This window comes from Nocardia neocaledoniensis (assembly GCF_029868625.1).
GTDB lineage: Bacteria > Actinomycetota > Actinomycetes > Mycobacteriales > Mycobacteriaceae > Nocardia > Nocardia neocaledoniensis_A.
In genome coordinates, this window is record NZ_JARWOJ010000377.1 from 87,791 (window position 1) to 105,085 (window position 17,295).

Sequence of the window (17,295 nt, forward strand, 5' to 3'; positions counted from 1 at the left end):
GGATTCTGTGTTGGGTTCCGCACGTCCGGCCGTCGCCACACACGGGCGACGGGCCGAGTACCCGTGGCCGGAAGGGCCATCATGTCGATTGCGCTACAACGTTTTTCGAACTTGATCGCCGCGATCTACGGCGCGGGCAGCGACCCGGATCGCTGGGACGCGGTGATCCGGGAGATCACCGACACCTTCGGCGCGGCGCACGGCATCCTCGTCATCGCCGACCCCGATACCCGGCGCTGGGCGGTCAGGACCGCGGGCAACGGCGGTGCCGACCTGCCCGCGCCACTGGACCTGGTCGCCGAGCATCTGCACCGGCTCCCCCCTGGCACTGCCACCACCAGCGACGTTTTGCTCGGCGCCGCGGCGAACGGCCCGGCGAACAGTTTCCTGGCGCGGCTCGGCGACGAACAGCCGTCCTCGTGGATCTGCCTCACCATGCCCGATCACGCCGCCATCGCCGGTCATCCCGCGGGGCTGACGCTGTTGCGCGCGCTGGTCCCCCACCTGCGCGGCGCGCTGCGTACCCAGTCGCGGCTGGTCGAGTTGTCCCGCGAGCGCGCCTTCGCCCTCGCGACGCTGGAGAAGGCGCACTACGGTGTCCTGATCGTCACCGCCGACGCGGCCCTGGTCTTCGCCAACTCCCTGGCCGAACGACTCCTCCACAGCGGCAACGGACTGACCGTCGACGCGGCGGGCCGCCTGCAGGCCACCCCGGCCGCGGTGCACAAGCGCTTGCGCCGATTGATCGAACAGGCCGCGGCGGAGGAGGACGGCGGCAATGTCGCGCTCGCGCGCCCGTCCGGTCGGCGGCCGCTGGCCGTGCGGGTATCGCCGCTGGACGGGCTGTCCGGCGACAGCCCGTGGCATCGCGCGGCGCTGCTGCTGATCGTCGACCCCGAGCACGATCCGGAGCCGCAGCCGGAAGCGTTGCACGACCTGTACGGCCTGACCGAGGCGGAGACGCTCGTCGCGCTCGGCGTGCTGCGCGGCGACGGATTACCGGCCGTCGCCGATCAGCTCTCGGTCTCGGTATTCACGGCCCGCACGCATCTGCAACATATCTTCGCGAAAACGAAAACGCATCGGCAGGCAGAATTGGTCCGTTTGTTGTTGACCACCGCTGTTTCCGCGCCCTGAAATCGGCGGATCAAATGGGATGGAAACCCACCCCCGGCCCGCCGCGCGCATTCACGTCATCCATAATTCTGGTGAAATTGGCACCCACGTGTGGGCCGAGGCACGGCACCGCGAGGTAGCCGTTGACGATCGCGACCAACGTCGAGCCGACGACGACCGGTCCGCCGGAGTCACCGACCGCGACGCAGATCTGCGTCAGCGTCCAGGTGGCGCCGCCGAAGACGTCGCCGTAGACCAGGCCGCACGTCTGTCCCGTCGTCCGCCCCTCCTTGCAGGCGACGACCGGGAACTGCGCGGGCAGTCCGATCCCGGTGATCGAAGTCGAACCCACCCGGTTCACGGGATTCACCAGGCCCGCGTCGAACCCGATGACGGCGTAGTCGAGATCGCTGTTGACGAAGGCGACCGTGCCGACGTTGCCGGCCTCCTGATCGGCCTCCGCCGCGACTCCGGTACCCGCCTCCGCGCAGTGCGCCGCGGTGAAGCCGACGAGCTGACCTGCGCCGTCGTAGCCGATCGTGGTGAGTGTGCATGTCGCGCCACCGTCGAAGACGATGCCCGAACCACCACCGAGCGTCACCGGTGCGGCCGCGTGCGCGGTCCCGCCGGTCGCCCATATCAGCATCAGCGCGGCCGCGAGGAGCCACCCGCGAGCCCATGCCCTCGGGGCACTCTCGCACGGGAGTGCGGGAGTGCCTCGATTACTCCTTGTCTCTGTCATCGGCGTGTCAGACCACGCACACCGGGTAGAGGATGGGCAGTGTCACCAGCAGCGGGACACAGGTCAGCAGCGCGCCGGGGATGGTGATGAACGGCGACAACACGGCGGGCTCGACCTGCACGGGCACCGGTGCGACGGGGACGGGGGCAGGATCCGCCGCGGGTGCTGCGCCGGCTACGCCGGCACCGAGAGCGATCAACGGCGCACAGGCGAGCACCGCGATGGTTGAACGAAACTTGTACATGGCCATTCCTAACAGACTGTACTTTTTCGACGTGCCGACCCCATGACGGAATCCGCACCGTATTCACCCAAGCACCCCGGGGCCAGGAATGGCGTCATGCGAACAGATGAAATCTAGAACGGCCGTTTCGAGCGAATGACCGCGGCCAGATATTCGTAATCCTCGGCGCGCGCCGAGGACGCGCGGTAAGCCAGCCCGATCGTGCGGCCCGGCGCGGGTGCGGCGAAGCGCGCGGTGTCGAGGGTGCCGCGCGCGGTCTCGGCGGCCACGGCCATCTCTGGCACCAGGGTGACACCGAGGCCACCCGCGACGCACTGCACCACCGTCGTCAGCGAGGCTGCTCTGGTGTCGCCGACCGCGCCGGGATGCACCTCGGCGGCGCGGCACACCTCCAGCGTCTGATCGCGCAGGCAGTGGCCCTCGTCGAGCAGCAGCAGGGGCAGGTCGGCCAGGGCCGGGACGGACAGGTCGGTGCGGCCGGACAATTCGTGCCCGCGCGGGGTGACGAGCACGAATTCCTCGGAGTAGAGCGGGATCTCGACCAGACCGGGTGCGTCGGTGGGCAGCGCGAGCAGGGCGACGTCGAGCACGCCGGTGCGCAGCCCGTCGAGCAGCCGGGCGGTCTGGTCCTCGACGACCTGGGGCATCAGGTTCGGCAGTTTGCGGCGCAGCTCGGGCAACAGCTCGGGTAACACGTACGGCGCGACGGTCGGGATGATGCCGAGGCGCAGCACGCCGCCGAGCCCGTCACCGGTGGCCGAGGCGACGAATCGGTCGGCCGCTTCCAGGGTCGCCATCGCCTGCGGCAGCAGCCGCATCCCCGCCGCGGTGACGAGCACCCGCCGCGTGCTGCGCTCGATCAGCTGCAGCCCGAGTCCGTTTTCCAGTGATGCCAGGGCCTGCGATAACGTGGGTTGGCTCACAGTCAAACGCGCTGCGGCGGTGCCGAAATGCCGGTATTCGGCGACGGCGACGAACGCACGCAGCTGCGAGAGGGTTGGCTGATAAGTCTGATCAGTCACGCCTATCAGTGTACGACGAGCAATCGGCTTTACCTTTCAGTACGCTTTCGGCAAGATCACCACGAGCTCACACGATGAGCGCCAACACCACGAATGAGGAGACGCGTAATGGCTCTGCTGACCATCGGCGACCAGTTCCCGGCATACAACCTCAAGGCCGTCATCGGAGGTGACCTGTCGAAGGTCGACGCGCAGCAGCCCGACGATTACTTCACCCAGATCACCAGCGACGACTACGCGGGCAAGTGGCGCGTGGTGTTCTTCTGGCCCAAGGACTTCACCTTCGTCTGCCCCACCGAGATCGCGGCGTTCGGCAAGCTGAACGACGAGTTCGCCGACCGCGACACCCAGGTCCTCGGCGCCTCGGTGGACAACGAGTTCGTGCACTTCCAGTGGCGGGCCCAGCACGAGGATCTCAAGACCCTGCCCTTCCCGATGCTGTCGGACCTCAAGCGTGAACTGGCCACCGCCACCGGCGTTCTCAACGCCGACGGCGTCGCCGACCGCGCCACCTTCATCGTCGACCCGAACAACGAGGTGCAGTTCGTCTCGGTGACCGCGGGTTCGGTCGGCCGCAACGTCGACGAGGTGCTGCGCGTGCTCGACGCCCTGCAGTCCGACGAGCTGTGCGCCTGCAACTGGAAGAAGGGCGACCCGACCATCAACGCCGGCGAACTGCTCTCCGCCAGCGTCTGATCAGGTTCCCTTCTCCCCCATCACATCTCAGATCACGGAGGTAGTCCCCACATGAGCATCGAGAACCTGAAGAACTCGCTGCCCGAGTACGCCAAGGACCTCAAGCTCAACCTGTCCTCGCTCGCGCGCACCACGGTGCTCACCGAGCAGCAGCTGTGGGGCACCCTGCTCGCGTCGGCCGCGGCCACCCGCTCGGCCACCACGCTGCGCGAGATCGCCGAGGAGGCGGCCGACACGCTGTCCGCCGAGGCGTACGACGCGGCGCTGGGCGCGGCCTCGATCATGGGCATGAACAATGTGTTCTACCGGGGCAAGGCGTTCCTGGACGGTCGCTACGACGACCTGCGCGCCGGGCTGCGGATGAACATCATCGGCAACCCCGGTGTCGACAAGGCCGACTTCGAGTTGTGGTCGTTCGCGGTGTCCTCGATCAACGGCTGTGCCCACTGCCTCGAGGCGCACGAGAAGACGCTGCGCGAGGCCGGTGTGTCGCGCGAGGTGATCTTCGAGTCGCTGCGCGCCGCGGCGATCGTGGCCGGTGTCGGCCAGGCGGTGCAGTCGACCGAGGCCCTGGCCGCGGCCGCCGTCTGATCCACCCCGCTCGCTCGGCCCCGATCGGTTCCACCGGTCGGGGCCGAGGTCGTTTCCCATGGTCACGACCCGCGCGAAAACGCTGCGGCCTGGGCACTCACCCGGCCGGTACGCTCGTGATCATGAACGCACACGATGCGCCAGAAGCCCCGGACGTGCAGGTCGAGGTCGTTCGCGTGTTCACCGATGCCGCCGGTCAGCTCGGCAACGCGCTCGGCATCGCCCGCGCGGGTGACGTCGTCGCGCTCGACAAGCAGGAGCTGGCCGCGCGGTTGGGGTTCAGCGAGACGACCGTCGTCGAAGACCCCGTCGACGGGGTGGCCCGGGTCCGCATCTACACCCCCGCCGTGGAACTGCCGTTCGCCGGACATCCGAGCGTCGGCACCGCCTGGTGGCTCGCGGCACAGCGCACGCCGGTGCACACGTTGCAGGTGCCCGCGGGACCGGTCGCGGTCGACCAGACCGACGGCATCACCTGGATCACCGCCCGCGCGGAGTGGGCTCCGGACTTCGCCTTCCATCAGCTGGAGACGGCCGAGGAACTGGCCCTGCTGCGCCCCGACGACGTCAGCGAGGGGCAGCACTACTTCTGGACCTGGACCGACGAGACCCGCGGCGCCCTGCGGTCGCGAATGTTAGCCCCCGCCATGGGTATCGCCGAGGACGAGGCGACCGGCGCGGCGGCGGTCGCGCTCACCGGGCTGTTGCGCCGCGGGCTGGTGGTGACCCAGGGCCAGGGCTCGCAGCTCTACACCGAGTGGGATTCCGATGGCTGGGTGCGTCTCGGTGGCCGGGTCGCCGAGGATCACACCGTGGTGCTCTGACGGTCACTCTCCCGTGCCGCCGAGCCTGCGCAGCCACGGTGGCCGGTTCGGCCAGTGGCCACGCCGGGCCGGTTCGGCGGTCCCGAGATCGGCGAGTATCCGCGCCTCCAGGTGCCGTGGCGGCGTCCGCTGGTCGTCGACGGCCAGCCGGGCGAGGACCTCGTGCACGCCGTTGACCCTGGCGGCGAACCGGTCGAGGCGGTGCGGCGGAATCGCGGCGAGCTTGTTCTCGATGTGGTGGTGTTCGAGTTCGGCGACCGCGTCCAGGGCGTAGGCGTCGGCGAGTGCGAGCAGCGAGCCGGGCGGGGCGGCCTGTTGCGGTACCGCGAGCTCGGTGGCGCGCTGTTCGGCCAGGCGTTCGATACCGTCGGCCAGCAGCCGGGTGACCACCGGAACCCGCAGACCCAGTTCGCGGCCGATCGCCCGGTAGGTGCGTCCCCCGTAGTAGGCGAGCACGAACACCTCGCAGTGACTGTCGAGCGGATCGGCGAATCCCAGCCGCGCCGAGGCCGCGAGCCAGGGCAGGTCGTCGGTGTCGTGCCGGTCCAGTCGCAGTCGCCGCACCGCGAGCCGGTGGACCTGCGCGAACAGCCAGCAGTGCTCGCTGTCGACCACGGTGCCTGCCCGCGGCGGGTCGGCGGGCGCTCGGCCCTGCGCGCCCAGATGCGCGGTCGTCGCGAGACCGGCCACGAATGCCGAACGACCCCACGGCGTTCCGAGATCGGGCGCCGATCCGGTCGTGGTGGACGGCGGTGCCGGTGCGTCGTCCTTGGACGCGCCGCGCCACGGCGCCGCGCGCAGACACCGATAGGCCTCGCGGACAACGTCTTCGGCGGAGCCGCGGCGATGCAGTACGCGCAGCGCCAGCCCGAAGGCGGCCGCGCCGGTGGCGCGGTAGAGCTCGCGCACCGCGTCGCGATCCTCGGCGCCGCAGGTCGACTCGGCGGCGGGCGGCCCGACACCCGAGACCGGGTCGGGACGGCGGTGCCGGTTCATCGTCGAATTCCTGTCCGCACAACGGCAATTCGCAGCACGGGCGGTTGTGGATCGGTATTCACCGGCCGATCGCGGCGATCAGCATGAACGCGGTGCCGATATCCATGACCACGTGCGGCACCAGCGCCGAGGTCAGCGGGTGGGCGCCCGCGGGGTGCGCGAAGCGGTGCCAGCGTCCGCCGTGCCGCGCGGTGCCGAGGGCGAGCAGGGCGTCCAGGGTGAACAGCAGGGCGAGCGTGGCGGCGGGCCAGCTCGGCGCGCCGGCCGCGTGACCGGAGTCGTGCCCGGCCATCGCGTAGAGCATCGCGGCCGCGGCCAGCGTGTGATAGCCGAGGGCGGTGACGCCGTCTCCGGTGACGGTCCCCGCGCGCAGGCCGAGGACACGTTCGGCCAGCAGCACCGCGAACGCCACGGTGAGCGCGGTCAGCAGGCCGCGCACGGCGTGTGGATGCGTGGCGGCCGGGAAGACCAGCATCGCCAGCATCACCAGGCACATGAGCAGGTGCGCGCTGTCGGCCGCGGCGTCGGCGCGGTGGTGGGTGTGCCCGCGCGCGAGCCGGACGGCCACGATGCCGAGCGCGAGCAGGAACGCCGCGACGACCGGCCAGCGCACGAGTGCGTACTGCTGCACGAATTCGGCCACACCCCACCACCTTCGACTCGCCCACCCACGCCCCTCCATGCTCGCATCGCGACCGCGTCCGCGGGCGTGATTCCCCCGGCCGCGCGGTCGCGGCCACCGTGACGGATCATGGAACGATGCCCGATTCCCCCACCCGCGCCGCGGTGCGCGTCACCGTCGACGATCTCACCGGTGCCGCGATTCGCGAACTGCTGACCGGCCATCACACCGAGATGGCGGCGAACTCCCCCGCGTGCAGCATGCACGCCCTCGACCTGACCGCCCTGCGCGATCCGGCGGTCACCGTGTGGAGCGCCTGGCTGGACGACGACCTGGCCGGGTGCGGGGCGCTGAAGGAACTCGACGCCCGCCACGGCGAGGTCAAATCCATGCGCACCGCCGAGGGCTGCACCGGGCGCGGGGTCGCGGCCACGGTCCTGGCCGCGATCGTCACCGAGGCGCGCGAGCGTGGCTACACCAGGCTGAGCCTCGAGACCGGGTCCGAGGACTTCTTCGCGCCCGCACGGCGGCTGTATCTGCGGCACGGGTTCACCGAGTGCGGTCCGTTCGCGGACTACGTCCTCGATCCGTACAGCCGGTTCTTCACCCGCGAACTCGATCCGGCCTGAGTCGTCCGGCGATGTCGACACGGCCGCCACGGCTCCGACTACCTGCCCGAATACCAGGCGATGTCGCGGGCCGAACGGGACCGGGTCGACGCCGACTTCGAGAAGCTGCTCGGTGGACTGCGGGAGCGGGGCGAACTGGTGGGCGGCAAGGCGCTGGCGGCGCCGGAGTCGGCGCGGCTCTACCGGTAGGCCGACGGTGGGCCGCTGGTCAGCGACGGACCGTACTCGGAGGCCGAGGAGCACCTGGCCGGGTTCTTCCTGATCGACGTGGAGAACCGGGCCAGAGCCGAGGAGATCGTGGCGCGCTTCGCCGGTCCGGGCGAGACGGTGGAGTTGCGCCCGACGATGTGGCCGGGCGACGACGACCAGTGACGGCGCGGGTGGTCGCGGACGTGTGGCGGCGCGAGGCCCACTACATCCTGGCCGCCCTGCCGCGCAGGCACGGCGATCTCGGCGACTGCGAGGACGCCGCGCAGGAGGCCGCGGCCGCCGCGCTGGCGCAGTGGGACCGCGACGGAACTCCGGCCGATTCCCGGTGCCGGCTGATCACCGTGGCCTCACACCCGCGCGGCGGGTGACGAGCTGGTGGATCGGGAGCTCTCGGCCGAGGCGATCCGGCTGACCAGGAATCTGCACGCCGCGATTCCAGAACACGACGAGGTGGCGGGCGCGCTGGCGCTGATGCTGCTCACCCACGCCCAGGTCGGCCACGCGGCTGCGCGACGGCGAACTCGTTCCCCTGGCCGAGCAGGATCGCGCCCGCTGGGACCGGGCGGCGATCGCCGAGGGCGTGACGATCCTGGAGCGGGTGCTGCCGCGCGGATCTGTCGGCCGGTACCAGCCGCAGGCCGCGATCGCCGCGGTCCCCGCCGAGGCGCGGGCCGTCGAGAGCTACCGGCGCGCGGCACAACTCACCGCGAGCGTGCCCGAACAGCGTTATCTCAACGCGCGCGCCGCCCACCTGGACCGGGGCCTGCCCAGCGGCTGACCCCGGCTCCGTTCAGCCCAGCGCCCGGGTGAAGCCCTCGACCAGGTCGGCGACCTGCGCGTCGGTCATCACGAACGACGGCGAGATCTGCATGGCGCCCTGTCCGGCCGCGCGGCCCGAGATGCCGTGCTCACGGAGGGTTTTCACCAGTGCAGGCCCCTCGGCCGGGTCGGCCAGCTGCACCGCGGCGACCGCGCCGAGCCCGCTGCGGACCTCGGCCACCCGCGGGTGCTCGGCCAGCGGAGCCAGCGCCACGTGCAGCGTGTTCTCCAGGCGCGCAGCCTCTTCCAGCAGGCCCTCGCGCTCCACGATGGCGAGATTGGCCAGTGCCGCCGCGGCCGCGCCCGCGTGCCCGCCGTAGGTGTAGCCGTGCCGCCACCAGACCCCGCCCGCGAAGAACGGTTCGGCCAGGTGCGGCGCGATGAACACCGCGCCCATCGGGACGTAACCCGAGGTCAGACCCTTGGCGGTGGTGACGAGGTCGGGTTCGAGGCCGAACCGGGTGGAAGCGAACCAGGATCCGCCGATCCGGCCGAACCCGGTGACGACCTCGTCGGCGACGAACAGGATGTCGTTGTCCCGGCAGATCTGCCTGACCTCGGCCAGGTAACCCTCCGGCGGCAGGTACACCCCACCCGCGCCGATGATCGGCTCGCAGAAGAACGCCGCGATCTGCTCGGCGCCGATCTCCTCGATCAGGGTGAGCAGCGATTTCGCGTCGTCCCATTCGACCGTGCGGGTGTCGGCGACGAGCTCGCCGTAACCCTCCCGGTTACCGGCCAGCCCGCCGATCGAGGTGCCGGCGTAGTGCATGCCGTGATAGGCCAGGCGACGGCCGACGAGAATCTTCTTGGTGGGGCGGCCCAGCTCGTGCCAGTACCGGCGGGCCAGCTTGGCGGCGGTCTCCACCGAGTCCGAGCCGCCGGAGGTGAAGAAGATCTTGCTGCCCGGCACCGGCGCGATCGTCGACAGCTTCTCGGCGAGTTCCTGGGTCGCCGGCTCGGTGAGGTCGCCGAAGTTGGAGTAGTGGGCGATGGTCCGCAACTGCGCGGCGACCGCGTCGGCGATCTCCGCGCGGCCGTGGCCGACGTTGGCGAACCAGAGCCCGGCGGTGGCGTCGAGGTACCGCGTGCCCGCGGTGTCGTAGACGTAGGCACCGTCACCACGGGCGACGACGAACGCGCCGTCACGGTTGACGGCACCCATATCGGCGAATCCATGCCAGAGCGCATTCATGGCTCCACACTTACCCGAACCGCTCCGGTCGCGCTCGCCGGACCCGCCGCTGTCTCAGTCCGCGGACCGGCGTTCCCGCCACCACGCGGGCAGATCGGCCAGCGACGCCATGGCTACCGCCAGCACCGCGAACACCAGGGTCAACACCACCAGCCCGATCGCCATCGAGAGATAACCCTGTTCGCGCGGATCCAGGAACGGGTACGGATACCAGTCGACGATGGGTCCGCGGATCAGGCTGTAGACGCCGTAGACCAGCGGGAACAGCAGCCACTGCCCGATCAGCGCGGGACTGGGCCGCAACCGCTCGGGCATCGCGACCAGCACCCAGTCCAGCACCAGCACCAGCGGGATGTAGCGGTGCATGGTGTCGTTGATCCACTTGTCGTTGAGCATCACGTCCAGATGCGCGAGCAGCACCGCGTAGACCACCATCGTGATGAGCATGTACAGCGTCGCCGCGCCCCGGAACAGCTGCCAGCCGCGGCTCTGCGGGGCGAACAGCCCGCCGACCAGCAGCGCGATCACGCCGAGGACGTTCGACTCCACGGTGAAGTAGCTCAGGTAGTTCGCCAGCGAGAAGGTGTCCGAGCCGATGTTGCGCACGGGAATCCACAGCAGGGCCACCGCGCCGAGCACGCCGAACCCGACCCGCAGGACCCTGATCCACCACGCCGTCCCCGTCACTGTGCTCATCGCCGGATCATCGCACGTCGATGCCCGGAAAACGCCGATCCGGGCCTCGCGTCGCGTCCCGATCGCCGACCCGCCCGAGGTGTGCGGCGCGCACTCCGGTGTGTCGTCGGTCTCCACCGCCCGGCCCGGCGACGGCGCCGACGGAAAACCGGTGGCGGGCTTCGCTACGCTGGTACACGCAATGACCAGGACAGCTAGCACCGGAACCCGCGCGCTGCGCACCCGCCTGGCGGAGGTCTCGCTGCGCGACGAACACCGGCTCCGGCGCAAGCTCGACCGGGCGCGCCCCGACGACCTGCCCGCGCTGGACGCCGAGATCGCCGCCGCCGAGACCCGCGTGGCGAATCGCCGCGCGGCGGTTCCGGCCATCCGCTATCCGGAGCAGTTGCCGGTCTCCGCGCGCCGCGACGACATCGCGGCCGCCATCGCCGCGCATCAGGTGGTGATCGTCGCCGGCGAGACCGGCTCGGGCAAGACCACCCAGATCCCCAAGATCTGCCTGGAGCTCGGGCGCGGGATCCGCGGCACCATCGGGCACACCCAGCCGCGCAGGCTGGCGGCGCGCACCGTCGCCGAGCGCATCGCCGAGGAACTCGGCACCGAATTGGGCGATGTGGTCGGCTATACCGTCCGCTTCACCGATCAGGCCTCCGACCGCACCCTGGTCAAGCTGATGACCGACGGCATCCTGCTCGCCGAGATCCAGCGCGACCGGCTGCTGCGCCGCTACGACACGATCATCATCGACGAGGCCCACGAGCGCAGCCTCAACATCGACTTCCTGCTGGGCTACCTCAAACAGCTGCTGCCCCGGCGCCCCGATCTCAAGGTGATCATCACCTCGGCCACCATCGATCCCGAACTGTTCGCCCGCCACTTCGCCGACGCGCAGGGCACTCCGGCCCCGATCGTGGAGGTGTCGGGCCGGTCGTATCCGGTCGAATTGCGGTATCGCCCACTGTCGTTGGAGCTGCCGGGCGCCGACGAGGACGACGAGGACGCGACCCGCGTCGTCGACCGCGACCCCACCGACGCCATCGCCGACGCGGTCACCGAGCTGTTCGCCGAGGGCGACGGCGACGTGCTGGTGTTCCTGTCGGGCGAACGCGAGATCCGCGACACCGCCGACGCCCTGCGCGACCTGAAACTCGCGCGCACCGAGATCGTGCCGCTCTACGCCCGGCTGTCGGCCGCCGAGCAGCACAAGGTGTTCGCGCCGCACACCGGGCGCCGGGTGGTGCTGGCCACCAACGTCGCCGAGACCTCGCTGACCGTGCCGGGGATCCGGTACGTCATCGATCCCGGCACCGCCAGGATCTCCCGCTATTCGATGCGCACCAAGGTGCAGCGGCTGCCGATCGAACCGGTCTCGCAGGCCTCGGCACGACAGCGCTCCGGCCGCTGCGGCCGCGTGGCCGACGGCATCTGCATCCGCCTGTACTCCGAGGACGATTTCGAGTCCAGGCCCGCCTTCACCGAACCCGAGATCCTGCGTACCAACCTGGCCGCGGTGATCCTGCAGATGACCGCGCTCGGCCTGGGCGACATCGAGAGCTTCCCGTTCGTCGAGGCTCCCGATCGGCGCGCCATCCGCGACGGTATCGCGCTGCTGGAGGAACTCGGCGCCCTCGCCCACGGCAGTGCGAAAACCGTGGATGCCGAAGCGGACTCGCGAGGGCACCTCACCCTCACCGCCATCGGCCGGGAGATGTCGCAGCTGCCGGTGGACCCCCGTATGGCGCGCATGCTCGTCGAGGCGCAGCGTGACGGCTGCCTGGACGAGGTACTGGTGATCGTCGCGGCCCTGTCGATCCAGGACGTGCGCGAACGCCCCGTCGAGCACCAGCAGGCGGCCGACGCCCAGCACGCACGGTTCACCGTCGACGGCTCGGATTTCCTGGCCTACCTGCGCCTGTGGGACTACCTGACCGAACAGCGCAAGTCCCTGTCGTCCAACCAGTTCCGGCGGATGTGCCGGGAGGAGTTCCTGCACTACCTGCGCATCAGGGAGTGGCAGGACCTGCACGGCCAGCTGCGCACCATCACCCGCGGCCTCGGCTGGAACGAGTCCGGTGATCTCCGGGCCGACAGCGAGGGCGACCAGCGGCCGAGCCGGTCCCGGCGCGGTCGCGGCAATGCGAAACCGCAACGCGTGCGGGCGGATTCGACGCAGACCGACTCAACCGAGGTGGCGGACGAGACGCGCGCGGGCGGGACCTCCGGCGCGCCGGGTTCCGCAGGTTCCGGCGGTCATGGCCGATCCGGTGCGCACGGCGGCCGGCGGGAGGGCGCGGCGGGGAGCGCGGGTCGTGCGGACGCCGACCGATCCCGGCGCGAGGACCGGACCGGCGGCAGCCGGGGTCGCGGCCTCCCGCGCGAGGACCCGCCCCGTCGCGGGCGGGACAGCGGCACCCGGGCCGGGCAGCCCGCCGAGACCGCCGAGGCGGCGATGCCGTGGCCGAGCGCGCAGATCCATCAGGCGCTGCTGGCCGGAATGCTGTCGCACATCGGCGTGCGGGAGGCCGAGTCGCGGGAGTTCCTCGGCGCGCGCAATGCCAAATTCATGATCTTTCCCGGGTCGTCGCTGGCCAAGAAGCCCCCGCGCTGGGTGATGGCCGCCGAACTGGTGGAGACCTCCCGGCTGTGGGGCCGCATCACCGCGAAGGTCGAGCCGGAGTGGGCCGAGCGGCTCGCGGGAGATCTGGTGAAACGCACCTACTCCGAACCGCATTGGTCGGCCAAGCGGGGCGCGGCGCGCGCCTACGAACGGGCCACGCTCTACGGTGTGCCGCTGGTGACCGGCCGCCCGGTCGACTTCGGGCGCATCGACCCCGAACTGTCCCGGGAGTTGTTCATCCGGCACGCGCTGGTCCAGGGCGAATGGCAGACCCGGCACGGCTTCTTCGCCCGCAACCGCGCCCTGATCGACGATGTCGCCGATCTCGAGCACCGGGCCCGGCGCCGCGACATCCTCGTCGACGACGAGGTGCTGTTCGAGTTCTACGATCGGCGCCTCCCCGCCGACATCGTCTCGGTCCGGCATTTCGACAGCTGGTGGCGCAAGGCCGAACGCGACGACGCCACCCTGCTGGATTTCTCGACCGACACCGTGGTCAACGCCGGTGCGGCGGCCCTGGATCCCACCGATTTCCCCGACGCCTGGCGCCAGGGCGAACTCAGCTTTCCGCTGACCTACCAATTCGAACCCGGCCAGGACGACGACGGTGTGACCGTGCGGATTCCGGTCGAACAGCTCGCGCACGTGCGCGCCGTCGGTTTCGACTGGCTGGTGCCCGGCATGCGCGAGGAGCTGGCCGCCGCGTTCATCAAGACCCTGCCGAAGCCCCTGCGCCGCAGCGTCGTTCCCGCCCCCGACTTCGCCGCGGCCGCCCTGCGCGAGCTGACGCCGCGCGCCGAGCCGCTGCGCACCGGCCTGGCCAGGGAGCTCTCGCGCCTGGGCGCGGTCACCATCACCGCCGAGGATCTCGCCCCCACGGCGCTGCCCGACCATCTGCGCATGACCTTCGCCGCCGTCGACCGGCGCGGCGCGGTGCTCGCCAAGAGCAAGAATCTCGCGCAGCTCAAAACGCGGCTGGCCGACCAGGTTTCAGCCTCTGTCGCCCGGGCCACCGCGGGTGCGGAGCGCGCCCCCGCCACCGTGTGGACCTCGGAGTCACTGGGGTCGGTTGCCCCCACGGTGCGTCGTGAGGTCGCCGGGCAGACGGTGACCGGCTATCCGGCGCTGGTGCCCGAGGGCGAGGGCGTGGCCGTGCGGGTACTCAGCTCGCCCGCCGAACAGGCCGCCGCCATGCGCGCCGGGGTACGCACCCTGCTGCTGACCGCCGTACCGACCTCCACCAAAACCGTCACCGCCGGGCTGCCCGCGGCCGACCGGCTGTCGCTGAGCCAGAATCCCGACGGGTCGCTGGACAAGCTCGTCGAGGACTGCCGGGTCGCGGCCGCCGACGAGCTCATCGCCGCCGCGGGCGGCCCGGTCCGCACGCCCGAGGAGTTCGACCGGCTCGTCGCCACCGTCCGGCCGCAACTCACGGGCGCCGTCACCGGCCTGATCCGGGCAGTCGTGCCGGTGCTGGCGGCCGCGCACCGGGCCCGCGCCGCCCTGGCCGACACCGTCGAGTCCGATATCGCCGACGACGTCCGTCAGCAGCTCGACGACCTGCTGTTTCCCGGATTCGTCGCCGAATGGGGCCGGGCCCGGCTGCGCGAGCTCCCCCGCTATCTGCTCGCCGCCGCGCAACGCCTCGAATCCCTGCCCGGTTCGGCGGTCCGCGATCGGCAGGGCATGGTCGAGGTGGACCGTATGCTCGCCGCCTACGACAAGCTCGTCCGCGGCCTGCCCGAGGGCCGCCGCCACGCGCGCGACGTCACCGAGATCTGGTGGATGATCGAGGAATTGCGGGTGAGCCTGTTCGCGCAGAAGCTGGGCACGCCGTACCCGGTCTCCACCAAGCGGATCGAGAAGGCGATCGGCGCGATCCGCCGCTGAGCGCCGCCAGGTCAGTCCGCGACGGCCGCGGCCCGCGCCTTGCGCATCTCGGTGATCTCGCGTTCGAAATCGGCTGCGCTGGTGAAGGATCGGTACACCGAGGCGAAGCGCAGATAGGCCACCTCGTCGAGATCGCGCAGCGGGCCCAGGATGGCCAGGCCCACCTCGTGGCTGGGCACCTCGGGGGAACCCTTGGCGCGAACCGCGTCCTCGACCTGCTGCGCGAGCAGGTTCAGGGCGTCGTCGTCGACCTCGCGGCCCTGGCAGGCGCGCCGCACACCGACGATCACCTTCTCCCGGCTGAACGGCTCGGTGACGCCGCTGCGCTTGACCACCGACAGGATCGCGGTCTCGACGGTGGTGAACCGGCGACCGCAGGACGGACACGACCGCCGACGGCGGATCGCCGTGCCCTCCTCGACTTCCCGCGAGTCGACCACTCGCGAGTCAGGGTGTCGGCAATACGGGCAATGCATCCGAGGGTTCCTTCGTCGATGCGACGCTACTCCATGGCACTTGACAGAATACCTGTCATTGCTGCACCACCTGCCACTGCGTGGTGAGATCGGTGATCAACTCCGGCAGCCGCGCGAACATCCGCCCCCGGGCGAGCTTGGCCTGGAACGGTTCGTGGAACACCGACAGTGCCCGCGCCCGGTCGAGGCAGAGCTCGAGATGCCGGGGCAGCAGGTCGTCGACGATGTAGGCCCAGCGGGTGTCGCGGTCGGCCCAGTTGAAGCCGGGCAGCGGCACGCGCAGGCCGAGACCACCGGCGCGCACCGTCACCGGATCGTACTGACCGGGGGCGCGGGTGCCGGGAACCGCGGCCTTGCCACCGATCGTGGTCACATACGTCATGACCCGGCCCATGCCGTCGCGCCCGGCGGCGGTCACGTCCCACTGGTCGGCGATGATCTCGTTCTGTTCGCGGTCGGCCATCCGGACCAGCGCGTCGGCGCGGCCCGCGTCGGTACCGCTGTCGATCCCCGCCCAGGCGGCCCGGATGCCGTCACCGATCACCCCGGCCGCGAGCATCTCGTCGATCCCGGCCATGCCGTCGGCCAGGTAGGCCTCGTGCATCGGCACCAGGTCGATGAAGATGTGCTTCTGCATGATCATCAGCCTCGTCTGATACCAGGCCAGGTCGGCGGCACTCAGCCGTGGCCCGAGGGTGGCCAGCCGACCGATGTCGGCCGGGAGCGCGGCGACGAGTTCGGGCGGGGTGACGCGCAGCAGGTCGGCGACCGCGCTCCCGAGCTCGTGGATGCCGCCGACCGACAGCACGCCGCCGATGTCGCCGAGATCGAAGAAGCCCGAGGCGAAGGAGCCGCCGGCCAGTCCGGCGAGCCCGGCCCAGTAGAAGTCGGGGCGCGCGGCGGCGATGCGGAAGTAGTTCACATACACCTGCGGGAAGGTCGCCGAGTTGGCGGCGACGCCGCGATAGGGCTCCCAGGCCGCCAGGTCGATGCCCGCGTTGTCGGTGGCGACGACGAGCCAATACTGATGCAGCAGTGTGCCGTAGCGGGTCGGCGCGATCCCGTCGGCCCTGGCCTGCTCCAGCGCCGCGCGCAGCGGCGGGGCGCTCAGCGGCAGCGCCGGGTGCAGACCGCCACCGAACTCACCGTCTGCGTTGACCGCCGGGAGGTCGAGGTAGTCCGCGTACGCGGGCACCGCGCGGGCGGCGGGCGCGAGCAGCGCGCCGAGGATCAGGCTGAGCAACAGGGCGATCGAGCAGCGGCGCACCGTGACCTCGCATCCAGTTCGGCCGCGGCCCTCTACTGCCCCGGCTCGGAATGCCCGTCACCGTAGCAACGTGTTCTAGTTCTGCGGGCGCTTTTCGATCAGTTCGATCGTCGAACACCCACCGAGATCATCACGAAAACCACTCTTGTACAGGGATTTTGAGACTAGCGTACTGTCTCGGACAGTTCTGTCGACGGAGCGTCCACCGACTGCGAGGTCATGGGGCCCACCGGCTCGACCCGATCGCCGAAACTCCCCGCACGCAGGTGCGCGAGACCGAGGAACGCCATCACCACCAGCGCGGTCGCCAACGCGACCACCGCCAGCGTCGCGAATCCGATCTGCGCGTGTTCGACCCGGCGCACCGGATGCGCGCCGCGGGCGGGCCACACACCGGAGACCCGGTCGTACCGCGGCGCCGCACCCCTCGGCCCGGTCCCCCGCGGACCACGATCGGTCCGCGCCGGACGCGCGACACGTGCGGGCGAATCCGTGTGCGGCACCGTGGCGAAGGCGATATCCAGCGCCGCGTCCGCGGGGCGGCCGGCCCCCCCGCCCGGGCCGGGCCCCCCGCCGGGCCGGGCCCCCCCCCCCCAGGCGGGGGCACCCCCCGGGGCGCGGGGCCCCCCCCCCACCCGGGGGG

At 70.9% G+C, this 17,295-nt stretch carries 19 protein-coding genes and 3 pseudogenes; 11 read left to right on the top strand and 11 right to left on the bottom strand.

Annotation, left to right across the window (positions count from 1 at the left end):
- Positions 1-111 precede the first annotated feature (111 nt).
- Complete coding sequence (locus QH270_RS29710) at positions 112-1,137, top strand: helix-turn-helix transcriptional regulator (protein ID WP_280347528.1); 1,026 nt, start codon at positions 112-114, stop codon at positions 1,135-1,137.
- Between the two features lie 10 nt (positions 1,138-1,147).
- On the opposite strand, the gene QH270_RS29715 is transcribed toward QH270_RS29710, so the two are convergent.
- The 4 genes and pseudogenes from QH270_RS29715 to QH270_RS29725 all read right to left on the bottom strand — a co-directional run bounded on the left by QH270_RS29715 (position 1,148) and on the right by QH270_RS29725 (position 3,124).
- A complete protein-coding gene (locus QH270_RS29715) occupies positions 1,148-1,762 on the bottom strand; it encodes a serine protease (protein ID WP_280347530.1) in 615 nt (204 codons plus the stop codon).
- A gap of 103 nt (positions 1,763-1,865) precedes the next feature.
- A complete protein-coding gene (locus QH270_RS29720) occupies positions 1,866-2,102 on the bottom strand; it encodes a hypothetical protein (RefSeq protein ID WP_146229181.1) in 237 nt (78 codons plus the stop codon).
- 13 nt (positions 2,103-2,115) lie between these two features.
- Positions 2,116-2,169, bottom strand: a pseudogene (locus QH270_RS34740) (hypothetical protein); the annotation flags it as partial.
- A gap of 46 nt (positions 2,170-2,215) precedes the next feature.
- Entirely contained in the window at positions 2,216-3,124 is a 909-nt protein-coding gene (locus QH270_RS29725) for a hydrogen peroxide-inducible genes activator (RefSeq protein ID WP_280347532.1), read from the bottom strand.
- Between the two features lie 108 nt (positions 3,125-3,232).
- Between QH270_RS29725 and QH270_RS29730 the strand changes: the two genes are divergently transcribed.
- From QH270_RS29730 to QH270_RS29740, 3 genes are all read left to right on the top strand, one after another.
- The gene (locus tag QH270_RS29730; protein WP_189024058.1) at positions 3,233-3,820 is read left to right on the top strand and encodes a peroxiredoxin; all 588 of its coding nucleotides are present in this window, start codon (positions 3,233-3,235) and stop codon (positions 3,818-3,820) included.
- Positions 3,821-3,871: 51 nt separating this feature from the next.
- A complete protein-coding gene (locus QH270_RS29735) occupies positions 3,872-4,411 on the top strand; it encodes a carboxymuconolactone decarboxylase family protein (RefSeq protein ID WP_280347536.1) in 540 nt (179 codons plus the stop codon).
- Positions 4,412-4,533: 122 nt separating this feature from the next.
- A complete protein-coding gene (locus QH270_RS29740) occupies positions 4,534-5,235 on the top strand; it encodes a PhzF family phenazine biosynthesis protein (protein ID WP_280347537.1) in 702 nt (233 codons plus the stop codon).
- Positions 5,236-5,238: 3 nt separating this feature from the next.
- Here the strand turns inward: QH270_RS29740 and QH270_RS29745 are convergent, their stop codons facing one another.
- Positions 5,239-6,231, bottom strand: coding sequence for an RNA polymerase sigma factor (locus QH270_RS29745; RefSeq protein WP_280347539.1), 993 nt, complete (start codon positions 6,229-6,231; stop codon positions 5,239-5,241).
- Positions 6,232-6,289: 58 nt separating this feature from the next.
- Entirely contained in the window at positions 6,290-6,874 is a 585-nt protein-coding gene (locus QH270_RS29750) for a DUF5134 domain-containing protein (RefSeq protein WP_280347541.1), read from the bottom strand.
- Positions 6,875-6,990: 116 nt separating this feature from the next.
- On the opposite strand from QH270_RS29750, the gene QH270_RS29755 reads away from it, so the two are divergent.
- The 6 genes and pseudogenes from QH270_RS29755 (at position 6,991) to QH270_RS34750 (ending at position 8,470) form a co-directional block, all read left to right on the top strand.
- Positions 6,991-7,482 (top strand): GNAT family N-acetyltransferase, encoded by a 492-nt coding sequence (locus QH270_RS29755; protein ID WP_280347543.1) that lies wholly within the window; start codon positions 6,991-6,993, stop codon positions 7,480-7,482.
- Positions 7,483-7,542: 60 nt separating this feature from the next.
- Positions 7,543-7,671: a hypothetical protein gene (locus QH270_RS29760; protein ID WP_280347545.1), complete on the top strand. Its 129-nt coding sequence runs from the start codon at positions 7,543-7,545 to the stop codon at positions 7,669-7,671.
- A gap of 15 nt (positions 7,672-7,686) precedes the next feature.
- Positions 7,687-7,854, top strand: a complete 168-nt coding sequence (locus QH270_RS29765) for a YciI family protein (protein WP_280347570.1) — start codon at positions 7,687-7,689, stop codon at positions 7,852-7,854.
- Positions 7,851-8,060: a hypothetical protein gene (locus QH270_RS29770; RefSeq protein ID WP_280347547.1), complete on the top strand. Its 210-nt coding sequence runs from the start codon at positions 7,851-7,853 to the stop codon at positions 8,058-8,060. The genes QH270_RS29765 and QH270_RS29770 overlap by 4 nt, the downstream gene beginning before the upstream one ends.
- 7 nt (positions 8,061-8,067) lie before the next feature.
- A pseudogene (locus QH270_RS34745) lies at positions 8,068-8,121 on the top strand (hypothetical protein); the annotation flags it as partial.
- Positions 8,122-8,272: 151 nt separating this feature from the next.
- Positions 8,273-8,470, top strand: a complete 198-nt coding sequence (locus tag QH270_RS34750; protein ID WP_432420451.1) for a hypothetical protein — start codon at positions 8,273-8,275, stop codon at positions 8,468-8,470.
- Between the two features lie 12 nt (positions 8,471-8,482).
- On the opposite strand, the gene QH270_RS29780 is transcribed toward QH270_RS34750, so the two are convergent.
- The gene (locus tag QH270_RS29780; protein WP_280347549.1) at positions 8,483-9,706 is read right to left on the bottom strand and encodes an aspartate aminotransferase family protein; all 1,224 of its coding nucleotides are present in this window, start codon (positions 9,704-9,706) and stop codon (positions 8,483-8,485) included.
- Between the two features lie 54 nt (positions 9,707-9,760).
- Complete coding sequence (locus tag QH270_RS29785) at positions 9,761-10,402, bottom strand: Pr6Pr family membrane protein (protein WP_280347550.1); 642 nt, start codon at positions 10,400-10,402, stop codon at positions 9,761-9,763.
- 181 nt (positions 10,403-10,583) lie between these two features.
- On the opposite strand from QH270_RS29785, the gene hrpA reads away from it, so the two are divergent.
- Complete coding sequence (hrpA, locus tag QH270_RS29790; protein WP_280347552.1) at positions 10,584-14,909, top strand: ATP-dependent RNA helicase HrpA; 4,326 nt, start codon at positions 10,584-10,586, stop codon at positions 14,907-14,909.
- An 11-nt stretch (positions 14,910-14,920) separates the two neighbouring features.
- Here the strand turns inward: hrpA and nrdR are convergent, their stop codons facing one another.
- The 3 genes and pseudogenes from nrdR to QH270_RS29805 all read right to left on the bottom strand — a co-directional run.
- Entirely contained in the window at positions 14,921-15,385 is a 465-nt protein-coding gene (gene nrdR / locus QH270_RS29795) for a transcriptional regulator NrdR (RefSeq protein ID WP_280216578.1), read from the bottom strand.
- Between the two features lie 55 nt (positions 15,386-15,440).
- A complete protein-coding gene (locus QH270_RS29800; RefSeq protein WP_280347554.1) occupies positions 15,441-16,652 on the bottom strand; it encodes a hypothetical protein in 1,212 nt (403 codons plus the stop codon).
- Between the two features lie 164 nt (positions 16,653-16,816).
- Positions 16,817-17,295 (bottom strand): annotated as a pseudogene (locus QH270_RS29805) (hypothetical protein); the annotation flags it as partial.